Below are 5859 nucleotides of genomic sequence, written 5' to 3' on the forward strand. Positions count from 1 at the left end.
AAAATCTGCGTTTTTTTTGCAGTAAATTTTGTATAAATTCCATATTTAGAAAATTTTAAAATATTCAGAATTTTTAAAATTTCAAATTCAAAAATTTCAAAGTATGGGAATTTTTTAGGCTTTTAAATTCCGAAATTTTGCGAGTTTCAAAGCCTTTAAAATCCCAAGAATTCCAAATGTGCGCGATTTATTCGCCTAAAGCTTTGTCGATGAGCTTGACATCTTCACTTGCGCTGCCGTCGATGACTAGGGCTTGATCGCCGCCACTTACAGCGCTTTTTCCGTTAAATTTTGCGCCGACTTCGATGCCGAAGCTTTGCGATAGCACGTCGCCTACGAGCACGCCGCCGCCTAGCAGCTCGACGAGCTCGGCTTCGATATTGCCGAAAAATTTGCCGCTGATTACGATATGTTTGGCTCTAATCGAGCCGCGCGCGGTACCGTTTTTACCGATGACGACGGTGTTATCGGATATCACGTCGCCTTCGACATTGCCATCGATATGCAAAATGCACGACAGGTGCAGCTCTCCTTTGATGAGCGTGCCTGACGAGATTATTGTTGTTTGAGCGGTGTTTGCATCGCCTTTATTAAAGATTGCCATGGGACATCTTCCTCCTTAGTAAAAATTTCTTTGTAATTTTTTTCGTTCCAGTTGATAAAATTTAGCGGATCTAACGGCAGCTGCAAAAATCTAATCTCGTAGTGCAGATGAGGTCCGGTGCTAAGTCCGGTGTTGCCGCTAAAAGCGATGAGATCACCTTTGTTTACAAACTCGCCTACTTTGCGAGTTAAATTTGAATCCAAATGCGCATATCGTGTCGTAAAGCCGTAGTTGTGGTGAATCTCGACTAGATTGCCATAGCCAGTAGCGCCAGCGCCGCTGTATTGGATGATGCCGTCTGCAGGCGCGTAGATAGGCGTTTTAGGCGGCGTACGTAGATCAACGCCCGGGTGAAACTGCTTGCGCTTTAAGATGGGATGGTTGCGCCAGCCGAATTTCTCGCTGAGCTGATGAGTGCGCATGACTCTGCCGTTTGGGATCTGCATAAAAATTTCTTTTATCAGCGCGTCGGAGAATTTTTCGTTGACGATCTTTTGCGCGCGCTCTTTAATCTCTTGTTCGGAAGTAGGCTTGATGTGAGATAGGCGGTCGATCGCGCGCTCATCCTCTTCGGGATCAAGCCCAAACTGATGCTCCAAATCCGAAATTTTACCCTCGATGGCTTCAAATTCCATCTGACTTGCCGCGATACCGTCGCGAAGTTTTTGATTTAGCTCGTTAAGCTCGGTTTTAGTTCGCGAAAGGCTGTCGATTTTAGAGCCCAGATACCTGATATATAGCGCACCCGTGACGAAAACGGTAAAAACAAATAGTACCAAATATAACGCGATCTTTTTGATGATTTGCGAAAGCAAAAAATTCCTAGAGCCGTTAAGGTCGGTTATGGTTATCATAAATTTGTTTTTCATAATGCGGCATTATAATGCAGCATAGCTGAAATTTCAAAAAAATTGTAGATAAATTTAAAAGCTATTTAATTTCAAAATTTCACTAAAAGATAAAATTTATTACTTAGTATAATTATAATTTAAGAAAATCTTGCTATAATTACAGCAATTTTAAATAAAGGAGACACAATGTCAAAAACAGTAAAACAACTAAACAAACTTCAGGCGGACGCTCATGCGTTCTTTGTTGCATTCCACGATTATCACTGGAATGTTAAGGGCTTACAATTCGCGCAGGTTCACGCTTACACTGAGAAAGCATACGACGAAATGGGTGAGCTCTTCGACGATATGGCTGAGCGCGCGCTTCAAATAGGTGGCAAGGCCGTAACTAAGGCTAAGGATCTAATTGAGCTTTCAAAAGACGCTCCGATTAGCGTAAAAGATAGCTATAGCGTATCTGAGGTACTTGAGGATGTTAAAAAAGCCTACGAGTATTTGGTAAAAGAATTTAAAAAGCTTCAAGAAGTAGCCGAAGAAGAGGGCGACGATACGACTTCAAATATTGCGCAGGATCACTATGGCGATTATGAAAAACGCCTATGGATGCTAAGCTCAATGCTAAGCAAATAATCCTCGCAAATCCTTTCAAAATTATTAGGGGCATATGCCCCTAAAATCCATTAAAGTTAATATTGAAATTTCAAAAAATTTTAAAATTCTAAGATTATAATTTCACGCTAAAATTTTAAATTATGCTTGAAAACTGAAGCTAAATCGCTCATTCAAAGCAAAATTCATGTAGGTTTTAAATTTCATATTATCGAAATCTAACTCATTCACCATGTAAAAACACAACTCTTTTTGTAAGGCTCGGTCTAATTTAAAATTTTGCCGTGTCGTTACAATTTCTTGCCGATTTCAAATTTGAAATTCTAAGAGCTAAAGCTTTGTAGCTAAAGAATGGCATTTGCTAAGAGATCGTCTGTGATAAATTTATATTTCTTTTTAGCGTCTGATGATAAATTTGGGCTTGTAGCTTTACTATTTTGATTATTTTTAAAACTTCGGTGTTTATAAATGAAGCGGAATTTTAAAAATTTCAAAGAATTTCGCAAATTCCGTAAAATTTTATAATTTCACGGAATTTTAGTTTTTATAGAATTAAGCTCTAGTCTTAAAAATTCTCTTCGGTATTGCGGTCGCTGACACGGTCCCACGGCAGTTTCATTCCGCCTAGGATATGAAAGTGCAGATGCATCACCTCTTGACCTCCGTTTTCGCCGCAGTTGCAAACGAGACGGTATCCGCTCTTATCAAGCCCCATTTTGCGAGTTACTTCTTGGATAAAAGCGCTCATTTTGCTCATCACTTCGGGTGGTGTTACTTGAAAGTTTTCGTAGCATTTCTTAGGGATCGCCAGGATATGGATCGGCGCTTTTGGGTTGATGTCGTGGAAGGCCAAAAATTCATCGTTCTCTAACACTTTGTTGCACGGGATTTCGCCGTTTACGATCTTTTCGAAGACGTTCATTTTAGATCCTTTTATGAGGTTGAAATTTAGCCGCGATTATAGCCAAAAAATCCAAACACGCAAATTTACCTAGCTTTTATCAAATTTTAACTACAATCGCGCCATTAAATTTAACCACAAGGATAGAATTTGCAAGAGATTAAAGCAAAAATCGACGCCGCATCGAGCCTAAGCGAGCTGGAAGCCGTGCGCTTGGAGCTTTTCGGCAAAAAAGGCATCATAACGGCGCTTTTTTCCGAGCTCAAATCCGCAGCGCCCGAGCAGAAAAAAGAGCTTGCCGTAAGCGCGAATGAAAAGCGCGATTATTTCAGCGAGCTCATCGCTGTAAAAAGGGCGAGCCTGGAAGAGGCGGAGCAAAAAGAGGCGATGAAGAATGAAGCAATCGACGTCACGCTTTTTAACGAAAACGTAAACTGCGGCGCGCTGCATCCGGTGATGGAGACGATGGATAAGATCATAGACTACTTCATCGCGCAGAATTTCAGCGTCGAAAGCGGCCCGCTCATCGAGGACGACTTCCATAATTTTGAAGCGCTAAATTTACCCAAATACCACCCGGCACGCGATATGCAAGATACGTTTTATCTAAATGACGGGCGGCTGCTGCGCACGCACACCAGCGGCGTTCAGATCCGCACGATGGAGAAATTTAAAGCTCCGCCTGTGCGTATGATCGCCCCGGGCGCGGTCTTTCGCCGCGATATGGATCTAACCCACACGCCGATGTTTCATCAGGTAGAAGGCCTCGTAGTCGAGCAGGGCGATCGGGTGAGTTTCGCAAATTTAAAATACGTTTTAGAGGAATTTTTGCGCTATATGTTTGGTGACGTAAAAGTGCGCTTCCGCCCGAGCTTCTTTCCGTTTACGGAGCCAAGCACCGAAGTCGATATCAGCTGTATTTTCTGCCACGGCGAGGGATGCCGCGTCTGTAAGCAGACGGGCTGGCTCGAGGTGTTAGGCAGCGGCGTGGTCGATCCTAACGTCTTTAAAGCGGTGGGCTGGAAAAACGTCAGCGGATACGCATTCGGGCTCGGTGTCGAGCGTTTCGCGATGCTGCTGCACGGTATCCCCGATCTGCGCTCGCTATTTGAAGGCGATATTAGATTATTGGAGCAGTTTAAATGATAATAACGAGAAATTGGTTACAAGAGTGGATCGACATAAGCGAAATTTCAAGCGAAAAGCTGCTTTCTACGCTAAATTCCATCGGTCTTGAGGTTGACGCCCACGATAAAATTTCGCTTCCCAAAGGCGTTGTCGTAGGACTCGTAAAAAGCAAGCGTCGTCACGAGAATTCCGATCATCTAAATGTCTGTGAGGTTGATGTCGGTAAGCAGAGTCTGCAGATCGTCTGCGGCGCGAAAAATGTCGAGGCAGGGCAATACGTCGCGGTTAGCCTAATCGGCGCCGTGCTGCCTAGCGGCCTTGAGATAAAGCCCGCCAAACTTCGCGGTGTGGAGAGCTTTGGCATGATCTGTTCGGCAACCGAGCTTGGACTTGCTAAGACGAATGATGGCATTATGGTGCTTGATAGCAGCATCGGCGAGCTTGTGCTAGGTAAAGAGCTGCGCGAGTATGAAATTTTTAACGACGATCTTATCGAGATCGAGCTTACCGCTAATCGCGGCGACTGCCTTAGCATCTTAGGCATAGCGCGCGATCTAGGCGCAGCGCTTGATCTGCCGCTAAAGGAAAAGCACGAGTTTGAAGATGCCGACGGAGCGCCTGGTATCGGTAGAATTTTGAGCGTGCGTGCAAGCGATGAGGTAAGCGCTAAATTTGCTTTTCGAGCTTATGAGATCAAAGGCGAGCTGAAGTTAAATTTAAAGCAGACCTTGCGTCTTGCAAGCGTTGGTATTTTGCAAAGCTGCGCGGTGCAAAATTTCATCAACTACGCTACTCATTCTACCGGAGTATTGCTGCGCGCTTATGATTTTGAAAAGATCGCTTCCGCAGATGGCAAGGTGGCGCTTGACATAAAGCCTATGCCAAACGGCGAGTTCGGCGTTTATGCGGGCAAGAGACTGCTTAGCGTAGCAGGGATTTGCCAAGACGCAGAGCTAAAGGCGTGTTGCAGTAGCAAAGTGGTGCTATTAGAGGCAAATTACACCGCGCCACTAATTATCGCCAAAGCAGTAAGCGAAAATAAAAGCCTAAAGGGCGACGAGCACGTGTATCGCTCAAGCAGAGGCAGCGAGCCAAAGCTTAGGCTGGGGCTCGATCTGCTATTTAGATTGCTAGGAAAAAACAGCGCCGTTAGCCTATATGCGGGCACACAAAAGATTTCAAACGCTTTGGAGCCGCTTATCGTGGGCTTTAGCGAAAAAGAGATAAACTCAATGATCGGCGCGCAAATTCCGCGCGATAAGATCGTAAAAATTTTAAAAAGGCTGGGCTTTGATGTAGGCGTCGAAGCCGATCTGATCACCGCGAAGGTGCCGCCTTTCCGCCACGATATCGTAAATTCTCACGACGTGTGCGAGGAGATAGTGCGTATCGTGGGCATCGACAATATCGCCGCCGCGCCGCTAAGCTTCTACGAGAAAAACCGCCTAAACGATACCTACGTAAGCTTATGTAATGGACGTAAGCTTCGTAGCAAGGCGGCAGCAGTGGGATTTTTCGAGTGCGTGCATTATGTATTTGACGACGGCAAGGCGCTAGAAAACTTAGGCTTTGCGCCGTGCAAGGTTAAAATTTTAAATCCGATCAACGGTGAGCTGAACGCGCTAAGACCGACGCTCATTAATCATCTGCTGGAATCTGCTGAGCGAAATTTAAAGAATTCTCGCAGAAGCGTCAAGCTTTTTGAGCTAGGAGAGGTCTTTGACGAAAGCGGCGCGCAGAGCCTAAGACTGGGCTTTATCGCTAGC

The 5859-nt window shown here is 44.8% G+C and carries 6 protein-coding genes; 3 read left to right on the forward strand and 3 right to left on the reverse strand.

All coding sequences use genetic code 11. The annotated features are described in order from the left end of the window. Positions 1-187: 187 nt before the first annotated feature. Both Q0620_RS03955 and Q0620_RS03960 read right to left on the reverse strand, forming a co-directional pair. Complete coding sequence (locus Q0620_RS03955; protein ID WP_005873147.1) at positions 188-604, reverse strand: polymer-forming cytoskeletal protein; 417 nt, start codon at positions 602-604, stop codon at positions 188-190. Next, positions 556-1476 carry a M23 family metallopeptidase gene (locus Q0620_RS03960; RefSeq protein ID WP_366125022.1) on the reverse strand — a complete coding sequence of 307 codons (921 nt, stop codon included), beginning with the start codon at positions 1474-1476 and terminating at the stop codon, positions 556-558. Before Q0620_RS03960 ends, Q0620_RS03955 begins: the two co-directional genes overlap by 49 nt. Before the next feature lie 165 nt (positions 1477-1641). Between Q0620_RS03960 and Q0620_RS03965 the strand changes: the two genes are divergently transcribed. Continuing rightward, positions 1642-2085 (forward strand): Dps family protein, encoded by a 444-nt coding sequence (locus Q0620_RS03965; RefSeq protein WP_005873145.1) that lies wholly within the window; start codon positions 1642-1644, stop codon positions 2083-2085. Between the two features lie 544 nt (positions 2086-2629). On the opposite strand, the gene Q0620_RS03970 is transcribed toward Q0620_RS03965, so the two are convergent. After that, positions 2630-2986, reverse strand: a complete 357-nt coding sequence (locus tag Q0620_RS03970) for a histidine triad nucleotide-binding protein (protein ID WP_177387424.1) — start codon at positions 2984-2986, stop codon at positions 2630-2632. Positions 2987-3115: 129 nt separating this feature from the next. Here Q0620_RS03970 and pheS point away from each other — a divergent pair, with 129 nt between their 5' ends. Beyond that, positions 3116-4111 carry a phenylalanine--tRNA ligase subunit alpha gene (gene pheS / locus Q0620_RS03975; RefSeq protein ID WP_297879762.1) on the forward strand — a complete coding sequence of 332 codons (996 nt, stop codon included), beginning with the start codon at positions 3116-3118 and terminating at the stop codon, positions 4109-4111. Further along, positions 4108-5859: phenylalanine--tRNA ligase subunit beta (gene pheT, locus Q0620_RS03980; RefSeq protein ID WP_298783306.1), on the forward strand; the 1752-nt coding region annotated here is incomplete at its 3' end. The genes pheS and pheT, both read left to right, overlap by 4 nt.

The sequence above is a fragment of the uncultured Campylobacter sp. genome (assembly GCF_938017615.1).
Taxonomy (GTDB): domain Bacteria; phylum Campylobacterota; class Campylobacteria; order Campylobacterales; family Campylobacteraceae; genus Campylobacter_B.

Excerpts from the sequence above, each read along its gene's own strand:
- Q0620_RS03955 (WP_005873147.1), bottom strand. The coding sequence starts at position 604 with ATGGCAATCTTTAATAAAGGCGATGCAAACACCGCTCAAACAACAATA.
- Q0620_RS03965 (WP_005873145.1), top strand. The coding sequence starts at position 1,642 with ATGTCAAAAACAGTAAAACAACTAAACAAACTTCAGGCGGACGCTCAT.
- Q0620_RS03970 (WP_177387424.1), bottom strand. The coding sequence starts at position 2,986 with ATGAACGTCTTCGAAAAGATCGTAAACGGCGAAATCCCGTGCAACAAA.